The following is a 15,880-nucleotide window of genomic DNA, read 5'->3' on the forward strand; positions in this document are numbered from 1 at the left end:
ATGGGAGGGTAGTTGCCATAAGAATATTGAGGGAATAAGGCCTTCAAAAAAAATAGTGAGGACGTTTGTTTGCTATACAAAAATTCTTGTTTTCAGTATTAAATACTATGAAATATCCATAAATAAGTAATTATTTGTCAAATTAACAAAGTTAAAAACTTAATAGATACATTGAGTTATCAAGGAAAATTAATTAAAAAAACTATTTACAAATAGGGAGGATTAGCAATGGGAGAAAAGAAAAGTATTATTTTGGCAGGGGGAATTGTAGGAATTATAGCAGTTCTTCTGGTTACACTTGGGAATCCAGCAAATATGGGATTTTGTATCGCTTGTTTTTTAAGGGACATAGCAGGAGGACTGGGACTTCAAAGAGCAGGAGTAGTTCAATATTTAAGGCCTGAAATCATGGGACTGGTACTAGGGTCCTTTTTAATAGCAGTATCTAAAAAGGAATTTGATGTAAGGGGAGGATCATCTCCTATAATTCGTTTTGCTCTGGGTGTCATGGTTATGATTGGAGCACTTATGTTTTTGGGGTGTCCTCTAAGGCTTATCCTCAGACTTGCAGGGGGGGACTTAAATGCTATCCTTGGATTAGTCGGGTTTACAGCTGGAATTTTATGCGGTATCTATTTTTTAAATAAAGGATTTTCCCTTAAAAGAAGTTATAAACTTTTAAAAACAGAGGGAATTATCTTTCCAACAGCCAACTTAGGGTTAATCTACCTGCTTATAACTGCACCGGCCTTTATATTTTTCAGTACCAAGGGTCCGGGAGCCATGCATGCACCAATATTCATAGCTTTAGCTGCGGGATTAATAGTAGGCGGACTGGCACAAAGAACAAGACTTTGTTTAGTGGGAGGAATAAGGGACTATATTTTATTCAAAGATTCCTACCTCCTCTTAGGATTTATATCGATCCTTGCTGTTACATTTATAGGAAATATGATATTCGGCTTCTTTAACCTTGGATTTGCAGGACAGCCTGTTGCCCATGTGGATGGATTGTGGAACTTTTTAGGAATGGTAGTAGTAGGCTGGGGAAGTGTTCTTCTGGGAGGGTGTCCTCTGAGACAGCTTATTCTGGCCGGAGGAGGAAATACCGATTCAGTAGTAACAGTTTTAGGTCTTTTATTTGGAGGAGCTATAGCACATAATTTTGCTTTAGCTGCAAGTCCCAAGGGTCCATCGGTAAATGGACAGATAGCTGTGGTTATTTGTATTTTTATTCTTTTATTAATATCGTATTTTAATTCTGAATTTTTAAAGAAAAAGGTAGGGGTGAAGTAAAGATGGTAACAATAGATGCAAGAGGTTTGTCGTGTCCGATTCCTGTGTTAAAAACTAAACAGGCTGTTAAAAATAAAGAAAAAGATTTGGAAATAATCAGTGACAACAATGCTTCCATGGAAAACATTTTAAAATATTTAAGGGCAGAAGGATATAATTTTGCAGTAACAGAAGTGGAAGATGACTACATAATAAAGGCAAAGGGATAGAATGAAGGGATATATTGCAGTTCTTTTTACTCATTCAGATGCCATTAAATTGTCCAGAGAGTGCAAAAAAAGAAATATAAATCATAAACTAATGCCCGTTCCAAGAAAATTAAGTTCCAACTGTGGAGTATGTGTAAATTTTCATTATGAGGGAGATATACAGGATTTAACTTTTTCCGGAGTAGAAAAATTTTTCCATGTAGAAGAGGAAAACTATATTTTAGTCTATGAATAGAGGTTAGTTAACCGCTATCTATACAATATATATATATATATATATATATATATATATATATATTGTATAGAAGGTTTTAGGAAGAGTTTTATTAAAGCTTTAAAAATAAATATTCATAAGAAATATGGAAATATTTTTTAAATAAATTAAAAGGAGTTGGCTAAGGTATGAAGAAAATGCTTATCATTACATTATCTATAATAATGGTCGTTTTCAGTCTTGTAGGATGTTCGACTGAAGACAAAAAAGAGAAGGAAAAGAGTAGTTCTCAAGGGGAATATACGATTATTGATACACAAAGGGTTGAAGAAGCATTGAATGATCCATCTTTTGTAATAGTGGATACACGTTTAAACGATGCGTTCAATGGATGGAAGTTAGAGGGTATCAGTAGAGGTGGAAGAATTAGAGGCGCCGTAGATTTTTCTGCTAATTGGTTAAAAGTTGAAGCAGATCATAAAGAGGATATTTTAAATGAAGCACTTGAAACAAAGGGAATAATTAAAGAAAAAAACATTGTTTTATATGATGCTAATGGAAAAGATGCTCAAGAAGTGGCAGACTATTTAAAAGAAAAAGGATTTAAAAAAATATATGTATATGATATGAATAAATGGGCAGATGATGCAGGCTTACCTATGGAAAACTATAGAAATTATCAATTGATTGTTCCTGCATCCATTGTAAAAGATATTATTGATGGAAATAAAGCAGAAACATTTGAAAATGCTAACAATATAAAAATAGTTGAAGCAAGCTGGGGAGAAGAAAAAACTTCTTATGCCAAGGGTCATATCCCTACATCTTTTCATATCAATACAGATGCAGTGGAACCACCTCCAGCATGGATGTTAGCTGATGATGAAATCCTAGCTAAATTTGCTGTTAAATATGGTTTCACAAAAGAAGATACGGTAATTGTTACAGGGGAAGAACAAATGGCAGCCTATAGAGTGGCTACAGTCCTTAGGTATATAGGGGTTGAAGATGTAAGAGTATTAAACGGTGGAACAACAGCTTGGACTATGGCAGGATATGAGTTAGAAACTGAAAGTAACAAACCAGTAGCAGTTGAAGATTTTGGTGGAGTAATCCCAGGAAATCCAGATGTTATAGATACAATGGAAGAGACAAAAGCTGGCTTAAAAACACCGGATCAATTTACATTAGTGGATAATCGTACTTGGAAAGAGTTTATAGGAGAGGAAAGTGGGTACACTTACCATGATAAAAAAGGTAGAATCCCTGGAGCTGTATTTGGTTATGCAGGAAAAACAAATTCTTATTCAATGGATTACTTTAGAAATATAGATAAGACTATGAGAAATGCAGGTGAATTTCTTGACATTTGGAAAAAGCAAGGAATAGATACAAATAAACATCTATCATTTATGTGTGGTAGTGGGTGGAGAGTTGCTGAAATCTATACATATGCAAATGTTGTTGGAATTGAAGACATAGGTATTTTCAGTGATGGATGGATTGGTTGGAGTAATGAGCCGAATAATCCAACTGAGAAAGGAGAACCTAAGAAGTAGATGAAAAAAAAATTGAAGAATAGAGTTATGAATAATCTAATCTATGGGTTTGAATGGAGTATGGTCATAGCACTTTTGATTTTAGAATATTTATCAGGATATAAAGCTGGTGTAATGAGGCATGTATATTTCAAAAAAATAGAGTATTTATCGAAAATATACACGAAAAATGGAATGATGATTCATTTGATTTTACTATTATTTTTATTTATAGTGTTGATGCTTATATTTAAGAACCGGTGGAATTTTAATCGTAAACGAAGTATGCTGAAATTTGTATTATTAAGTATTATTTTAATAGTTGGATTCTACTTTCCATATTTGGCAAAATTAAATACATATGCTTATATTTTGATGTTTTTAGAAGTTGCAATTGGACTTGAAGCAATAAAAGCTACATTCTATAGTTAAATGAAATAATAGGATTTCTTCCAGAAGATGTGGTTAAATTGATACTAGAAAAAGTAAAGTTAAAATCAAAAGAAATTAATGATGGAGAATATAAGGTGATAATAAAAATAAAAAAACTTACAGTGAAACATGAGGTCGAAATCCTTAAAAATATAAATTTAAACATAGAAAAAAATAAGATAACCGCCCTTGTAGGAAGTTCCGGGTGCGGAAAATCCACCTTACTAAAATCAATAAATTTAATGTTGGACAAAGAGTTGCACCAGGAAGGGGAAATCTTATACTTAGAAAACAACATCCTGGAATATCCCAAGGAAACTCTCAGAAAAGAAATCGGACTTGTTTTTCAAAGTCCGACACCTCTTCCTTTTTCTGTCTATAAAAATTTAACCTATGGGTATGAGTATCATCATAAAAATATAGATAACCTGGATAATTTAGTTGAAAAAATGTTGAAAAAAATAGGTCTTTTTCATGAGATCAATGATTTTAATATGGAGGCTAATAAATTATCTGGTGGTCAGCAGCAAAGAATGTGTATAGCCAGAACTTTGATGGTTAATCCAAAAGTAATTTTGCTGGATGAACCCTGTTCGGCACTGGATGTAAAAAACACATTAAATATAGAGAACTTATTGAAAGAGATATGTCATGAATATACCATTGTCATTGTTACTCATAATCTTTCCCAGGCAAGAAGGATCTCCGATAATTTAATTTACATGGAGGAGGGGGAGATAATCGAAAGTGGTAAAACTCAGGATGTATTCAATAATCCAAAAGATGAAAGAACTAAAAAATATTTACAATTAGAAAAAGTATAAGGAGGTCACACTAATCCACAGCGTCTATGTTAATTATATACTAAAAAATTAAATAAACTAGAAATAGTGCTTTTATAGCTCTATTCATTATACAAGGGGGAAAAAATGAAAAAAATTATGATTGGTCTAACGTTGTTATTGCTTATGGGATGCGGGAAAGAGTTTAAAAATGATATTAATTTTACCGGTTCATCTACCTTGGCACCTGTAATTAATAAAATTGGTGAAGAACTATCACAAAATAAAACTTGGGATAAAGTGAAGAAAGATCTCCCTAAAAAAAATATAGAATTAAATGTAACCAGCGGTGGTTCTGGTCTGGGAGTAAAATCTTTAATTGAAGGAACCAGTGATTTTGGGATGGTTTCCAGAGAGGTCTCAGAAAATGAAAAAAAGAAAATAAAAGACTATAAAGAATTTAAATTAGGAACAGACGCATTGACAATCTCGGTTAATCCCCAGAGTCCAATATTAACCCTTACAGATGATATTTCATATGAACAACTGAGAAATATTTTTTCTGGAAACTATAAATACTGGGATGATTTAGACAGTTCTTTAGAGCATAAAGAAATCATTGTGGTTACCAGAGATTTAAGTGGCGGTGCTCATAAAGTTTTTCAAAAAATTGTAATGGGAGATGAAGATGTAAAGGATGATGTTATTCAAGCACCATCTATGGGAGCTTTAACACAGAAAATCATTACTAATAAATACACAATAGGTTATGTATCTTTTGGTCTTGCTAACCAGAATAAAGGCAAGGTAGTGCCTTTAAAGGTAAATGGAGTGCTTCCTACAAAAGAAAATATTATAAATGGAAGTTACAAGATCTCCAGACCATTACTCTTAATAGCCAGCGGTAATTTAAGTGATACAGAAACAATATTTCTAAATTTAGCAACTTCTAATAACGGGCTAAAGGTTGTTGAAAGTCTAGGATTTATACCAGGAAAATAAAATGAAATTTATTAAATGGATTATATATTTTTTTACAGGAATTTCATTTATAATTTTATTGTTTATAGTATTGGATACATTTATAGAAGGAACTAAATTATTTAAACACTATCCTGTCAGTGAATTTATTTCTGGGGAAAAATGGCATCCCTTAAAAAATATTGTTGGGATTTTACCTTTTATCTTATCTACTCTATATACCGGATTGATAGCTGTCCTGATATCCCTTCCAATATCAGTCTTTGTGGCGGTTGCACTGGTATTTTATGTCAAAAACAACAATAAACTTATGATGACAGTATTCAGGAGTATGACAGGAATTCCTTCGGTTATCTACGGATTAATAGGTTTTGTGTTCATTGTTCAGGGATTTGAAAAAAATTTAAATATGACTTCGGGAGAAACTATTATAGGCGGTGGAATTCTCCTTGCTATAATGGTTATCCCCTATAGCCTTTCTACAATATTTGAAACTATAAGAAAATTAGATGAAAAATACAGAGAAGTATCAAAATCCATGGGAGTAAGCCAGGAATATTATATATATAAATTAATACTTCCTAAGAGCATATACGGTATTATATCTGGAATAATTTTATCTTTTGGGAGAGCCGTGGGAGAAACTATGGCAGTGATCATGTTAATAGGAAATTCTAAGGTTATGCCTACCCTCTTTTCTAAAGGGGAAACACTTTCAGGGCTGATAGCACTTGAAATGGGATCGGCTGAAATAGAAAGTTTTCATTATTATGCTCTTTCTGGTGCAGGCTTTTTTCTAATAATAATTTTAATTTTTATGGGCTTTTTATTTGAATATTTTTTGAAAAAAAATCAGGTGGTTTAATGGGAAAAATTATAAAAACTTTATCTTATTTTAGTTTGACTTTATTAATAATTATTGTTTCAATATTATTTATCTATCCTTTTTACAGGGCTGATTTTATATTGGAGAATAAAATATTTTCTGCAATGGTAGGAACCTTTGAAATAGGTGTTTTTTCAATGATTTTTGGGGGAATACTGGCTATTGCAGCTGCAGTTTATAATGTTTTTTATTGTAAAAAAGGAAAAAAAATTTTATCTGCAGTGATCAGATGCAGTGCGGGAATTCCATCGATTATATTAGGACTATTTGGATATCATTTTTTTGTAATAAAGATGGGATTGGGAAGATGTATGCTGACCAGCTCCCTTACTTTAGGAATAATGATATTTCCGTATATTGAAATAGAGTTAGAAAAATGTTTTAATGAAGTTTCCCGGGATTTGATAGATATGTCTGAAAGTTTAGGAGTGTCCAGGGAGTATATGCTGGTTAAATTGATTTTTCCAGTTTGCAGGGTTGAGATCTTAAATATTCTGACCCTTGCCAGTGGTTTTGCAATGGGAGCAACAGCTCCTATTATCCTGACAGGTGCAATAATGTATGGAAAAACAGGAGATATAATGAAGCCATTCATGGCTCTTCCTTACCACATATATATATTAACTTCTGAAGGAATTTCTGTAGAAGGTGCATTTACGGCAAGTTCTATCCTCTTGGTGATGGTTTTATTCTTAAATTTAGGGGCTAAAAGAGTCTTTAATTCTGTTTTTAATTTTTTTTATAATAAAAATTAAATCTTTATTTGGAAATGTAAACGAAATACTTTTTTTAGAATCAGGGGGAGAGAGATGTTAAGAACAGCAATATTTATGGAGATTAATGAGATAAAAAACCTGGATGAAAGAAGAGTAGATCTTAGATCGGAATTGATTTTTAATCCAGATAATCGTATGGCGTTGAGAGAATTAAGAGCAATACTTTGTTTTCAAAAAAAAACAGATGACGCCATAGATGTCTACAAGAAAATGTTGGAATTAGACCCCAAAAATGCAGAGTATATGGCATATATGGGATATCTTTACTATGAAAAGGATAATTTTCCAGAGGCTATAGAGCTGTTTAACAAGGCTTTAGATATAGACCCAGAAGCGCCATTTGTATATTTTTTATTGGGAAATGCTTTTTCAAGGATAGGAAGGATAGTAGATGCCATAAGAGCTTATGATCTGGCGATATTTTTAGATTTTGATATCTATGATGCCCATGTAGAATTTGCTATAAAATATGAAAGAATGGGGCGATTAAAAAGAGCGCTAAAGGAATATATAGCTGCCTATGAAATTGATCCAAGAGATGAAGCTATTAAAGAAAAGATAGACTTTTTAAGAGAAAAGATAGGAGAATAAAACGAAACTATAAAATATTTAATATAAAGGAGGGCGACCCAAAAGGGTTGCCCGTTTTTTTGAGGTACATAAATAATTATGGAGAATATTTTTTCTCAAAGGAACAGATTTCTAAAGTTAACAAAACAAGAAGTAAAGAATGGGGCTGCTTCAAATTTTGTTTAAACACTAAAAATCAATAAAAAAAGTTTAGTTTTATTAATTTAATATTAGAATTTCCTTTTAATTTTTAATATCTATGTTATACTTTCTTAAACTACAACATAGGAGGATTAATTATGCATTTTTTTATTAACACTAAAACTCAAGAGATTCATTCAGCTAAATGTTCAATCTTACCAAAACAACTTGGAATATCTTCAGTTTTTTATACTGATTTTAAACTTTATATTAATTTAGGATTTCATAAAAATTTAGAATCTGTCATAATGATGGGAATTTCTAAAGGTTATATGAATGCTAGACCCTCTTCTTGCTGTTGTACTTCAATAGGTTGGTAACTTTTAATAATAACACTTGATATAAATTCATAATAGACTGACAATAAAGAAGATGAGCTTGTGCTCTAGATATTAAAAAAAGGCATTTAAGCCTTTTTTTAATAGTATGGAATAAATTCCTCCACATATTGAATTGAATTTGTTGCAAGAATAATCTTAGCATTTTCTGAAGTTTCTAAAACAATAAAGTTTTTATTTGCAGAAATAATTTTTACGCCTTCATACTCGATACCATGTTCTTCAACATAGTTTTTAATACTGGTTTTTATATTTACTCTATCAAAACCCAATAATTTACTTAAATCTAACATCTTAATCCCCCCTTTAAATTCTGAATGGTGTGATTCAAGATTTTTAAAAATACCCTGTAAGATATTCTTGAACTGCACTATTGAGACTTTAACTCTTTGAGTTTTTTTCTATTTGAATTTTAAATGTTGATTATAATATACAACATTATTAAATAACTACTAAGTTTTAATTAGATTATACTATGAAAAGTGTTCTTTTACTACACTTAAAAAATTAAAATGGAACAAAATTTACACCAGCTCTGTTTTTAGATGAATATGCAGGTAAGGGTAGAAAACCCTAATTTTTACCGAAGATTGTCTTTAATAAAGGCAGGGAATATGAAAAAAAATATGTATATATATCGAAAAATACCAACATATCCTCCTAAATTAATAAGTAAAAGAATTATAATTTGGCAAAGACCATAATATTATATTTTTTTCAATCAAAAATTAAAGACTTTCTTATATCTGTCAGAATAAAAAAGTCTTTAAAACACTATAATTTCAGGGGGGAGATTCTGTTTATCGAAAAAAAGCATTTGATTTAGCATACAAAATATGTTATAATTTTAAAAAGAATACATTATGAAGTAGATAAAATGATTACTTAGTTGGTGAGGTCTATGATATTTTTTATAGTATAGATGCGAGCTAATTGAACAAAAGGAAAATTTGATTTGAAAAATATTTGTAGAACTGGGGTTTATTCAGGGTCTCTTTAGAGGCAATGAGTTATGCTACTTATGTGGCATATTGTGAGTCTATCAGACGAAACTTAAACACTCTAACTCTATTACCGCTATGGTAGTAGAATTAGAGTGTTTTTTTCTTTTTGGGGCATATGGTTAAATTAAAGAATGTTATTAAAAAATTTGAAAATGAAAAAGTAAAAAAGATATTTGAAATAAAAGTAAAAAAAAATAATTATTATGGGGGAGATGAGACATGAAAATTGCAGTTTTTATGGGTGGAATATCAACTGAGAGGGAAGTTTCACTAAAAACAGGGAGTGCAGTATTAAACAGTTTAATAAGACAGGGATATGAGGCATATGGAGTGAACTTAACAAATGAGAATCTCGTCACATCATTTATTGAAAATGAATATGATATAGCATTTTTATCTTTGCATGGTGGGTGTGGAGAAGATGGCAGAGTTCAAGGCTTACTTGATCTTTTGGGGAAAAAATATACAGGGTCTCAAGCGGCTCCAAGCACAGTGGCAATGGATAAAATTATAACTAAAAAGATAGCAGATAGCCTTGGAATAAAAATTCCTAAGACTTATACAAACAAAGAGGAAATAGATAAGTTTCCAATAGTTATAAAACCGTCAAAAGAAGGGTCTAGTACAGGGCTTTATATTTGTAAAGATATGGAAGATGTAGAAGAGGCTTTGGAAAGTCTATCAAATAGAAGTGTAATAATAGAAGAGTATATAAAGGGTGTAGAACTAACTGCAGGGGTTTTAGATGGGGAAGCTCTTGGGGTATTGAAGATAATTCCACATGATGGAATATACAACTATGAGTCAAAATATACAGGAGGAAAGACAGAATACGAGTATCCTGCAAAGATATCGGCAGAGGCTTATGAAAATGCTATGAGAAATGCTAAACTTATCCATGATGAACTTAAGTTAAGTGGTGCGTCTAGAAGTGACTTTATATTATGCAATGATAAAGTCTATTTTTTAGAGGTTAATACCTGCCCTGGAATGACAGAGACAAGTCTTCTTCCTAAACTTGCAACTCTTAAAAACTATACATTTGATGATGTGGTAAAAAAAATAATTTTTACTTCTCATAAAAAATAGGTTCAAAACAGATAGGGTGGTACCTATCTGTTTTTTTAATTATAAACTATGATATCTATATCATTATATACTCACATACAAAAAAATTATTTAGGAACAGCATGCTTAAAATGTTATTTAGTGAATTTGTCAACAACAATTATTCAAGTAGAAAAGAAAAATAACAGCACCTTTCAAATATACCCTGAAAATGATTATAAACTTCGGTTTAAACCAAGAGAAAATAATTTTTAGTGTAAATTAGAGGATTTTCTGTGTCCGTAATATTCTTAGTTTATGAAATAAACTTTAGAGATATTGGTGATGCCCACATCGGGTAGTCTCAAAGAGATCCGTGTTCTATGGGTTAAAGGTTCTTGCCCAGAAAAAAAATCAGGTCTAATAACCTGATTTTTTTTATATAAATATTATTATTTTGAGGATAGCATGGAACCCAATGCTTTTCCTCTATGTTTATGTGTTAAATAAACTCCTCAATTACATTGTTATTTTAACATGATTTTATTAATTTTTTGTATTTGTATCTTATAGATATTTCGCCCCGTAGCTTGTTGAGTTACTTTTCTTTCTATTCATAGAACTGTATAAAAGCTTTCAAACCTTTATTTTTAGAAACCTCCCCTTTTAGCCGCTTCATTAAAATCTTCTATAGCTCCTTCATAATCTCCTAATTCCCGTTTTGCTGCCCCTCTATAGTTGTATACATCTATAGAGTTTGGATCGAGCTCTATTGCCTTATTAAAATCTTCTATAGCTCCATTGAAATCTCCTAAATTCATTTTTGCTGCACCTCTACTAAAATATGCTGTTGCATAATTTGGATCCAATGCTATTGCTTTATCAAAGTCTTTTATTGCTTCTCTAGCATTTCTTAACATATTTTTCGCATTTCCTCTATTGTTGTATGCACCTATATGGTTTGGATCGAGTTCTATTGTCTTATTAAAATCTTCTATAGCTCCATTGAAATCTCCTAATTTAGCTTTTGCTAGTCCTCTATCGCAATATGCTGTTGCATAATTGGGATCTAGCTCTATTGCCTTATCACAATCTTTTATAGCTCCTCTATAATTTCCTAGATAATATTTAGCAAGACTTCTACTGTTATAAGCCAATTTAAAATCGGGGTCGAGTCCTATTGCCTTATTAAAATCTTCTATAGATCCATTGAAATCTCCTAATTCAGCTTTTAACAGTCCTCTATCGTAATATACCCATTTAAAATTGGGATCTAGCTCTATTGCCTTATTAAAATCTTCTATAGCTCCATTGGAATCTCCTAAGTTAATTTTTGCTAGTCCTCTATTATAATATGCTGTTTCATAATTGGGATCCAATTTTATTGTTTTATCAAAGTCTTTTTTAGCATCTCTAAAATTTCCCAAAGCATTTCTCATAACCCCTCTATTGTTGTATGCTATTTTAAAATTGGGGTCTAATTTTATTGCCTTATTGTAATCCTCAATTGCCCCTTCATAATCTCCTAAGTTCTGTTTTGCTAATCCACTACTAAGATAAATATTTTTTTCATTTAATTCTTTTTTTAATTGATTTTCTTCTTTTGATTTCACATCACTATCAAGTTTAAAGTATCCTGCTAGAGCTAAAAATAATAGAATTGTTCCTATAATTTTATTTTTCATTTTTTCACCCCCTTTTATTTAATTTACAATTTTTTCTATAATGTCCTTTAGAAAATCTGAATTTACATTTCTAAAAGGAGGTGATTTTTTTGAAATAAAAGGAAAAATTAAATAATCGCGGACAAAATTTAAAGGAAATCGAAGACAAAACAGTAAAAAATACCAAATAAAAGGACACTAGAAATAGTGTCCTTTTAAGGCTGATTTTATTATTTTTTTAAATGAAGGTTACAAAATATTAAAGGGCAACATTTATTAAAGAGGTTAGTAAAATATCGTATCCAAATAAATTAATACATAAGTCTACCTTTAATTTTTCCATCTTCATAATAGTAAATCCATTTCCCATTATATATCCCATCTTTATAATTTTGTTTACGTTCGATTTGACCATTTTTGTAATAGACAATCACTTCCCCATTATATTTACCATTTTTATAATTTTCTTTATTTTCGATTTGACCATTCTCATAGTAAGAAATCAATTCTCCTTCCGCTTTTCCACCTTTAAAATTTCCTATAATTTGGATTTTTCCATTTTCATAATAGCCAATATATTCTCCATTTCTTTCCCCATCTTCATAATTTTCTTTATATTGGATTTTTCCATTTTTGTAATAAGTAACCATTTCCCCATTTGCTAATCCATCTTTATAATTTCCTTGATATTGAATTTGTCCATTTTCATAATAGGAAATCCATTCCCCATTTTGTTTCCCATCTTTATAATTTCCTTTACCTTTGATTTTTCCATTTTCGTTAAAGTAAATCCCTTCCCCATTTCTTTCCCCATCTTTATAATTTTCTTTACCTTTGATTTTTCCATTTTCGTAATAGACAATGAATTCCCCATTTAGTTCCCCGTCTTTATAATTTTCTCTAACTTGGATTTTCCCATTTTCGTAATAGACAATAGCTTCTCCTGTGTATGGAGTTTCTTTATTTACTTCATAATACATACCGTTTCTGTTTTGTAATTGCTCTCTATTAATTGATTTCCCATAACTCATTAAACTTATACTAAATATTAATATTAATAATAATTTTTTCATTTTCCTCCTCCCTTTATTTTTATTGTCGTTTAAGTATGCTTGATAATATTTGAAATTTCAAATTTGAAAAAAGCGATATTAATTAATATCCCCCTTACTCTATTCTTTATATCCCAGAATAATTTCCTTATAGAATTAGCCCTCCTAAAGATCTTAAACTGAAAAGTTTGGTTTTATAATGAATGGGATCTATCTTAAATTCTAATTTTTGGCTGAATACATAAAAAAATCAGGCATAGAAACCTGATTTTTTATTTATAAATTTTTCTATCTCTATCCCAGTAGGGGAGCAAGAGGTTTTCCTCTATGTGACCTACTGGAATTGAAATGAATTTTTTTTATGGGAGGGAATAGTATCGTAGAAAATGCTGTTTTTACCCTCTAATTTTATGGATGGTTAAATTAATAATATTAATTGTCATTTAGAATTGGTTTAAACTTTTCTTTTGCTTCATTATAAGCTCGTACAATATGTCTATTGAGATATATGTTTTTAGAACCAAAAAAGAAGCAGATGTCATCATCATATTCAGATTTTTGCTCAAAATCTCCAATCTTTATTAAAGAACATTTACCAAAAGCAACATTAAATGTAGATTTAATATTATTTTTTTCTATGTAGTGGTTATCTGAATCTGGATGACAAAGAGCGTCACGGACATATTTTATTAAATCACTTACATCTCTTATTTTACTCTCAATAACAATATCGTCAGTAAAACTTATACGAGAAGCATATTTCTCCGATTTATACATCAAATCACGAAGAGAAATAAGTATTTCAATAAAGGCTGCTCTCATTAAAACATGATTAGAATTATGGGGATGAAATATGCCACAAGACAATAGCTCCTCTATTCTTTTTAATGAACTATTGATATCACTTCTTGTAAAAAAATCAATTTTGTTTCCCATATAATATTCCTCCTTAAGTTTGATAATGAGTATAAAATTTTAATAAAAATAAATTATAAAAATAAATTATTTTTTAAGTGTAGAGCTGATATTTTATTTTGAATCTTTTGTACCATCAATTTTTAAAATTTTATTGACAGCTTTGTCACCCTTAACTTTTACATCTTGAATCGTATATAACCCTATAGAGAGAAATAAACTAAAAATAAAAACTACAAGAATAGTTCCTGTAACAAATAAATTTTTAAAAATTAATTGAATTCTTGACAAAATTGTACCGATTAAACAGATTTCTATGATCACTATAAAAAGATAATTATCAGAATGATCTAATTTCAACAAAGGAAGTAACAAGATTAAGAAAAGTATAATAGAACCAAAATCAAATTTATTAAAAACATATTTTTTTTTAGAATCTGCAAAGTATCTATCTAAATCAAAACCAGTTTTACCTACAAAATCTATGATTTCTTCTGCTTCCCCTTCAATTACATATTTACCTTTTTCCATTCTCATTTTTTATCACCTAAAATTATTCGAATGTCTTTCTCGATCTGTTTGTTATTCCATTCTTCTTTTTCATTTCCACCTTTAATTATCGTTATTTTATTTTTATTCATAATAATATTAGTTCCACTAAAACTAGCACTATTTATATTTCCTGTTATAATATTTTGACTACTGTTGCTTACTACTTCATTGACACTTCTTCTTTTTCTTTCAATTCTTTTAGATTTTTTTGTTTTATCAATTGTAAATTCAAAAACAGCTCCTTCTTTTTCAACGGGATAAATAACACTATTTATTTCTAATCCTGACTTTAATTTTTTTTTCAATTCTTTTTTTAATGTTTTAGAATATTTTTCTAAAACTTTGATATTTTCCATTTTTCTCTCCTTTATATAATTTAATTATCTTTATTTTTTTTCGTGAATTTTTTAATCTATTATACTTTATACTATAATATTTAAAGAAAAACAATATTACCTTAATAAATAGTAGATGAATTTATCCCTAGTTTTAGTGGGGGATTTTTATTTACACAGAATTTTTTAATAGATTAGAAGATCTGATCTATTTTAAACTCTATTCCCTTGTCTTGGACTTTGAACCCTGCAAACCCAATGATATCTTGTATTTATCTAATTCATTATCTATTTGATCATTGGAAGTTAAATATCGCGGACAAAATTTAAAGAAAATCACAGACAAAAAAGTGAAAAGTACTAAATAAAAAAACACTATAAATTCAGCGTCCTTCTAAGGTTGATTTTATTGAGGTTGATTATGAAAGTCCCAAAAGAAATAAAGGGCAATATTTATTAAAGAGATTAGTAAAATATCGTGTCTAAACAAATTAGTACATAAGTCTATCTTTAAAATTTCTTTATATCTTTAATTTGTCCATTTTCATAATAGTAAATCCCTTCCCCATTTCGTTTTCCATCTTTCCAATTTGATTTAGCTCTGATTTGTCCATTTTCGTAATAGCCAATAACTTTTCCTGTGTATGGAGTTTCCTTATTTATTTCATAATATACCCCGTTTTTGTAATGTAATTGCTCTTGATTAGTTGATTTCCCAATTTTCATTTCTCTCCCCCTTTATTTTTATTATCGTTTAAGTATGCTTGACAACATTCTAAATTTCAAATTTTAAAAAAGGGATATTTTTAAAATATCCCTTTTACTCTATCCTTATATCCCCAGAATAATTTTTTTATCGAATTGGTTCTCCTAAAGATCTTAAACTCAAAAAATTTGGTTTTATGATGAATTGGATCTATTTTAAATTCTACTCCCTTGCCCTTTGCTTTTGGCTGAATACATAAAAAAAAGCTAACGCTTCTTCAACCCCCAGCCCCCATCTTGGGGGTTTTTTGGTATAATAACTATTATGACTACTATTACACTTAAAGATATTCTTACCAACGACAACCTAAAAGCTTTTTTTA

At 30.0% G+C, this 15,880-nt stretch carries 19 protein-coding genes; 12 read left to right on the forward strand and 7 right to left on the reverse strand.

Going from position 1 to position 15,880, the window contains the following annotated elements; all coding sequences use genetic code 11:
- The first annotated feature begins 228 nt into the window (after positions 1–228).
- The 11 genes from yedE to DYH56_RS14610 all read left to right on the forward strand — a co-directional run bounded on the left by yedE (position 229) and on the right by DYH56_RS14610 (position 8,205).
- The gene (gene yedE, locus DYH56_RS14560) at positions 229–1,296 is read left to right on the forward strand and encodes a YedE family putative selenium transporter (protein ID WP_114643598.1); all 1,068 of its coding nucleotides are present in this window, start codon (positions 229–231) and stop codon (positions 1,294–1,296) included.
- A gap of 2 nt (positions 1,297–1,298) precedes the next feature.
- Complete coding sequence (locus DYH56_RS14565; protein ID WP_114643599.1) at positions 1,299–1,505, forward strand: sulfurtransferase TusA family protein; 207 nt, start codon at positions 1,299–1,301, stop codon at positions 1,503–1,505.
- Between the two features lies 1 nt (position 1,506).
- A complete protein-coding gene (locus tag DYH56_RS14570; RefSeq protein WP_114643600.1) occupies positions 1,507–1,740 on the forward strand; it encodes a putative Se/S carrier protein in 234 nt (77 codons plus the stop codon).
- Between the two features lie 167 nt (positions 1,741–1,907).
- Positions 1,908–3,278, forward strand: a complete 1,371-nt coding sequence (locus DYH56_RS14575; RefSeq protein WP_114643601.1) for a sulfurtransferase — start codon at positions 1,908–1,910, stop codon at positions 3,276–3,278.
- Positions 3,279–3,689, forward strand: coding sequence for a hypothetical protein (locus DYH56_RS14580; RefSeq protein ID WP_114643602.1), 411 nt, complete (start codon positions 3,279–3,281; stop codon positions 3,687–3,689).
- Between the two features lie 38 nt (positions 3,690–3,727).
- Positions 3,728–4,513, forward strand: coding sequence for a phosphate ABC transporter ATP-binding protein (locus tag DYH56_RS14585; RefSeq protein ID WP_199533046.1), 786 nt, complete (start codon positions 3,728–3,730; stop codon positions 4,511–4,513).
- A 105-nt stretch (positions 4,514–4,618) separates the two neighbouring features.
- A complete protein-coding gene (locus DYH56_RS14590) occupies positions 4,619–5,473 on the forward strand; it encodes a phosphate ABC transporter substrate-binding protein (protein WP_114643603.1) in 855 nt (284 codons plus the stop codon).
- Between the two features lies 1 nt (position 5,474).
- Positions 5,475–6,317 (forward strand): phosphate ABC transporter permease subunit PstC, encoded by an 843-nt coding sequence (gene pstC, locus DYH56_RS14595; protein WP_114643604.1) that lies wholly within the window; start codon positions 5,475–5,477, stop codon positions 6,315–6,317.
- Positions 6,317–7,093, forward strand: coding sequence for a PstA family ABC transporter permease (locus tag DYH56_RS14600; protein WP_114643605.1), 777 nt, complete (start codon positions 6,317–6,319; stop codon positions 7,091–7,093). The genes pstC and DYH56_RS14600 overlap by 1 nt, the downstream gene beginning before the upstream one ends.
- 54 nt (positions 7,094–7,147) lie before the next feature.
- Complete coding sequence (locus tag DYH56_RS14605; protein WP_199533047.1) at positions 7,148–7,705, forward strand: tetratricopeptide repeat protein; 558 nt, start codon at positions 7,148–7,150, stop codon at positions 7,703–7,705.
- A 278-nt stretch (positions 7,706–7,983) separates the two neighbouring features.
- Positions 7,984–8,205: a hypothetical protein gene (locus DYH56_RS14610; RefSeq protein ID WP_114643606.1), complete on the forward strand. Its 222-nt coding sequence runs from the start codon at positions 7,984–7,986 to the stop codon at positions 8,203–8,205.
- Between the two features lie 98 nt (positions 8,206–8,303).
- Here the strand turns inward: DYH56_RS14610 and DYH56_RS14615 are convergent, their stop codons facing one another.
- A complete protein-coding gene (locus DYH56_RS14615; protein WP_114643607.1) occupies positions 8,304–8,516 on the reverse strand; it encodes a hypothetical protein in 213 nt (70 codons plus the stop codon).
- Positions 8,517–9,446: 930 nt separating this feature from the next.
- On the opposite strand from DYH56_RS14615, the gene DYH56_RS14620 reads away from it, so the two are divergent.
- On the forward strand, positions 9,447–10,316 hold the full coding sequence (locus tag DYH56_RS14620) for a D-alanine--D-alanine ligase (protein WP_114643608.1): 870 nt from the start codon (positions 9,447–9,449) through the stop codon (positions 10,314–10,316).
- Between the two features lie 608 nt (positions 10,317–10,924).
- Here DYH56_RS14620 and DYH56_RS14625 read toward each other — a convergent pair.
- From DYH56_RS14625 to DYH56_RS14650, 6 genes are all read right to left on the reverse strand, one after another.
- Entirely contained in the window at positions 10,925–11,959 is a 1,035-nt protein-coding gene (locus tag DYH56_RS14625; protein ID WP_114643609.1) for a tetratricopeptide repeat protein, read from the reverse strand.
- A 290-nt stretch (positions 11,960–12,249) separates the two neighbouring features.
- The gene (locus tag DYH56_RS14630; RefSeq protein WP_114643610.1) at positions 12,250–13,011 is read right to left on the reverse strand and encodes a toxin-antitoxin system YwqK family antitoxin; all 762 of its coding nucleotides are present in this window, start codon (positions 13,009–13,011) and stop codon (positions 12,250–12,252) included.
- A gap of 411 nt (positions 13,012–13,422) precedes the next feature.
- Positions 13,423–13,926 (reverse strand): hypothetical protein, encoded by a 504-nt coding sequence (locus tag DYH56_RS14635; RefSeq protein ID WP_114643611.1) that lies wholly within the window; start codon positions 13,924–13,926, stop codon positions 13,423–13,425.
- Positions 13,927–14,019: 93 nt separating this feature from the next.
- On the reverse strand, positions 14,020–14,442 hold the full coding sequence (locus tag DYH56_RS14640; protein WP_114643612.1) for a hypothetical protein: 423 nt from the start codon (positions 14,440–14,442) through the stop codon (positions 14,020–14,022).
- Positions 14,439–14,813 carry a hypothetical protein gene (locus DYH56_RS14645; RefSeq protein WP_114643613.1) on the reverse strand — a complete coding sequence of 125 codons (375 nt, stop codon included), beginning with the start codon at positions 14,811–14,813 and terminating at the stop codon, positions 14,439–14,441. The genes DYH56_RS14640 and DYH56_RS14645 overlap by 4 nt, the downstream gene beginning before the upstream one ends.
- A gap of 489 nt (positions 14,814–15,302) precedes the next feature.
- Entirely contained in the window at positions 15,303–15,518 is a 216-nt protein-coding gene (locus tag DYH56_RS14650; RefSeq protein WP_114643614.1) for a toxin-antitoxin system YwqK family antitoxin, read from the reverse strand.
- Between the last annotated feature and the right edge of the window lie 362 nt (positions 15,519–15,880).

It is taken from the genome of Psychrilyobacter piezotolerans (genome assembly GCF_003391055.1).
Taxonomy (GTDB): Bacteria; Fusobacteriota; Fusobacteriia; order Fusobacteriales; family Fusobacteriaceae; genus Psychrilyobacter; species Psychrilyobacter piezotolerans.

What these genes read in the sequence shown, in the direction of transcription:
- yedE (WP_114643598.1), top strand. Translation starts at nt 229, where the DNA reads ATGGGAGAAAAGAAAAGTATTATTTTGGCAGGGGGAATTGTAGGAATT.
- DYH56_RS14565 (WP_114643599.1), top strand. Translation starts at nt 1,299, where the DNA reads ATGGTAACAATAGATGCAAGAGGTTTGTCGTGTCCGATTCCTGTGTTA.
- DYH56_RS14570 (WP_114643600.1), top strand. Translation starts at nt 1,507, where the DNA reads ATGAAGGGATATATTGCAGTTCTTTTTACTCATTCAGATGCCATTAAA.
- DYH56_RS14575 (WP_114643601.1), top strand. Translation starts at nt 1,908, where the DNA reads ATGAAGAAAATGCTTATCATTACATTATCTATAATAATGGTCGTTTTC.
- DYH56_RS14580 (WP_114643602.1), top strand. Translation starts at nt 3,279, where the DNA reads ATGAAAAAAAAATTGAAGAATAGAGTTATGAATAATCTAATCTATGGG.
- DYH56_RS14590 (WP_114643603.1), top strand. Translation starts at nt 4,619, where the DNA reads ATGAAAAAAATTATGATTGGTCTAACGTTGTTATTGCTTATGGGATGC.
- pstC (WP_114643604.1), top strand. Translation starts at nt 5,475, where the DNA reads ATGAAATTTATTAAATGGATTATATATTTTTTTACAGGAATTTCATTT.
- DYH56_RS14600 (WP_114643605.1), top strand. Translation starts at nt 6,317, where the DNA reads ATGGGAAAAATTATAAAAACTTTATCTTATTTTAGTTTGACTTTATTA.
- DYH56_RS14605 (WP_199533047.1), top strand. Translation starts at nt 7,148, where the DNA reads ATGTTAAGAACAGCAATATTTATGGAGATTAATGAGATAAAAAACCTG.
- DYH56_RS14610 (WP_114643606.1), top strand. Translation starts at nt 7,984, where the DNA reads ATGCATTTTTTTATTAACACTAAAACTCAAGAGATTCATTCAGCTAAA.
- DYH56_RS14615 (WP_114643607.1), bottom strand. Translation starts at nt 8,516, where the DNA reads ATGTTAGATTTAAGTAAATTATTGGGTTTTGATAGAGTAAATATAAAA.
- DYH56_RS14620 (WP_114643608.1), top strand. Translation starts at nt 9,447, where the DNA reads ATGAAAATTGCAGTTTTTATGGGTGGAATATCAACTGAGAGGGAAGTT.
- DYH56_RS14625 (WP_114643609.1), bottom strand. Translation starts at nt 11,959, where the DNA reads ATGAAAAATAAAATTATAGGAACAATTCTATTATTTTTAGCTCTAGCA.
- DYH56_RS14630 (WP_114643610.1), bottom strand. Translation starts at nt 13,011, where the DNA reads ATGAAAAAATTATTATTAATATTAATATTTAGTATAAGTTTAATGAGT.
- DYH56_RS14635 (WP_114643611.1), bottom strand. Translation starts at nt 13,926, where the DNA reads ATGGGAAACAAAATTGATTTTTTTACAAGAAGTGATATCAATAGTTCA.
- DYH56_RS14640 (WP_114643612.1), bottom strand. Translation starts at nt 14,442, where the DNA reads ATGAGAATGGAAAAAGGTAAATATGTAATTGAAGGGGAAGCAGAAGAA.
- DYH56_RS14645 (WP_114643613.1), bottom strand. Translation starts at nt 14,813, where the DNA reads ATGGAAAATATCAAAGTTTTAGAAAAATATTCTAAAACATTAAAAAAA.
- DYH56_RS14650 (WP_114643614.1), bottom strand. Translation starts at nt 15,518, where the DNA reads ATGAAAATTGGGAAATCAACTAATCAAGAGCAATTACATTACAAAAAC.